The sequence below is a fragment of the Frankia sp. CcWB2 genome (genome assembly GCF_977927585.1).
In genome coordinates this window covers 1-2,603 of sequence record NZ_CDWRCM010000264.1, presented here as the reverse complement: position 1 = coordinate 2,603, position 2,603 = coordinate 1, and the positions used below count along the sequence as shown (strand labels likewise).

Genomic DNA, 2,603 nt, shown 5'->3' with positions numbered 1-2,603 from the left:
CAGCTGCTTTGCGTAGTGGCGGTGGGTCGGAGCCTGTCAATCCCGGTGAGACATCAGGCGGCTTGGTCTGTGGGTAGCGTCTCCTCGGTCTCGATGATCGCTGGGGGCTGGTTGATCCATTATGGCCACGGCCGCGACGAGACCCGCGGTATCAAGGCCGCCACCGTCGCCCACCTCGACTTCCCGCACGCGGCCCAGGCGATCCGTATCCACCGCTGGCGCCGGGTGAAAGGCAGGCCGGCGACCCGCGAGACCGCCTACGGGATCACCAGCCTTACCTTCGAGCAGGCGCCGGCCACATTACTCGCGCTGTTCGCCCGCCAGCACTGGCACATCGACATCTGTTCATCAGACTGCACCTGTGAGTAGCCAAGAACCCGATCAGGGGCCGACAATCGGGCGTGAGGGGCTGCTGCGGCTGGTCGAGGTGGTTGAGCGGTTGCAGGCCCGTGGCCGGCAAGGAGGTGGGGCACCATGGACGGCGGAGACGACGGGCGCCCCAGATCCAGGCAGAGCCGGATGTGGCGAGTCTGTGGACGGGGCTGCCGGTGGCCAATCGCCGGACGGCGGTGTACTGGCTGGCGCTGATCGCTCGCAAGAGTCTGCCGTCGCGGAGCGAGGCGGCGAACCAGCAGGCCCCGGCGGCACCGAGCTCGGAGAGTGACCGGTGACCACGGTGATGCCGTGGGAGCGGTCGGGCGGCAAGGTGACCTGTCGCCATACCGACCGGCCGGCGGTGGTGTATGTGCGCCAGTCCACCCGCGGGCAGGTGCTGGGGCACGGTGAGTCGACGCGGTTGCAGTACGCGTTGGTGGACCGGGCCGTGGCGCTGGGCTGGACGGCGTCGCGGGTCCAGGTGATCGACGATGACCTGGGCAGGTCCGGGGCGAGCGCGGTCGACCGGGCGGGGTTCCAGCGGCTGGTAGCCGAAATCTCTTTGGGGCACGTCGGGCTGGTACTGGGCACGGAGATGTCGCGTCTGGCACGCTCGGGGAAGGACTGGTACCAGCTGATCGAGTTGTGCGCGCTCGGTGGTGCGCTGCTGGCGGACGTCGATGGCGTGTACGACCCGGCCGAGTACAACGACCGGTTGCTGCTGGGGTTGAAAGGGACGATGTCCGAGGCCGAGCTGTATCTGATCAATCAGCGGATGCAGGCCGGGCGGGTGAACAAGGCCCGCCGCGGCGAGTTGGCCATCGCGCTGCCGGTGGGGTATTGGCGTCGTCCGTCGGGCGAGGCGGTGCTGGACCCCGATGAGCAGGTGCAGTCCGTGGTGCGTCTGGTCTTCGCGAAGTTCGCCGAGCTCGGTTCGATCCAGGGCGTGATGCGTTTCCTGGTCGAACACGGCATCCAGATCGGGATCCGGGCCCGCTCGGGCTCCGACAGGGGCGAGCTGGTGTGGAAACGGCCAGCCCGCGCCACCCTAACCTGCATGCTCGGCAGCCCGATCTATGCCGGGGTCTACGTGTATGGGCGGCGGCGGGTCGATCCTTCCCGCCGCCGCCCCGGGCATCCCAAGGCCGGGCTGCGGCGGATGGAGCGCGCCGAGTGGCTGGCCTGGATCGAGGACGCGTTGCCCGCCTACATCACCGTGGCGCAGTACGAGGCCAACCAAGCCCGCCTGGCCGCGAACCAGCCACACGCCGACGTGCCCGGCGCGGTGCGCTACGGCCCGGCGCTGCTGGCGGGGCTGCTGCGCTGCGGCCGATGCCGCCGCCGGATGACGGTGGCCTATCACATCGACGCCGGTAAACCCCGCACCAGCTACAACTGCACCGGAGCCGGCGCCGACTACGGCGGCCCGCACTGTCAGCACCTCAGCGGCCGCTGTCTGGACACCTTCATCACCGCCCGGCTGCTGGCCGCGCTGACCCCGGCCGCCGCACAGGTCAGCATCGCCGCAGCCGAACAGCTCCATGCCGACCGGGCCGCGCTGAACAAGATCTGGACCCAGCGGCTGGAACGTGCCCAGCAGGCCGTGGACCACGCCTGCCGCTGCTATCAGCTGGCCGAGCCCGAGAACCGCCTGGTGGTCCGCCAGCTGGAAGCCGACTGGGAACAAGCCCTGGCCCACCACCGGCAGCTCACCGAGGACTGGCACCGCTTCCAGCACACCGCCCCCGTGCCCTTGACCGCCCCTGACAAGCAGGCCATCGCCGCCGCGGCAGCCGACCTGCCCACCCTCTGGAACGCACCGACCACCGACAACGCCGACCGCAAGCAGATCATCCGCGCCGTCATCGACGAAATCATCGTCACCGTCCGTGGCCGCAGCGAACTGGTCGACGTCACCATCTGCTGGGCCGGCGGGATGACCACCACCGGGGTGCTCCGCCGCCTCCTCCAACGCTTCGAAGACCTCAGCTACTACCCCCAGCTCACCGCCCGCGTGATCGAGCTCACCCGCCGCGGCCTGGATCCTCGCCAGATCGCCGATCAGCTCAACACCGACGGTTTCCGCCCCGCCCGCGATGACGGCCCGATCCGCTGGCGACTGGTCGACCAGGTCCTGCGCCGCGCCGGACACCCGATCACCCACCACCACCGGCCACTGCCCGTCCACCCCGACGAGGCACCCGGCGCACACGAGTGGTGGCCTGCGG

At 69.9% G+C, this 2,603-nt stretch carries 2 protein-coding genes; both read left to right on the top strand.

Features of this window, described 5'->3' with window-relative positions:
- Window positions 1–69: 69 nt before the first annotated feature.
- Complete coding sequence (locus tag ACY45C_RS19990; RefSeq protein ID WP_462189100.1) at window positions 70–369, top strand: hypothetical protein; 300 nt, start codon at window positions 70–72, stop codon at window positions 367–369.
- 298 nt (window positions 370–667) lie between these two features.
- Window positions 668–2,603, top strand: a 1,936-nt coding sequence (locus ACY45C_RS19985; RefSeq protein ID WP_462189099.1) for a recombinase family protein, incomplete at its 3' end; no start/stop codon positions are given.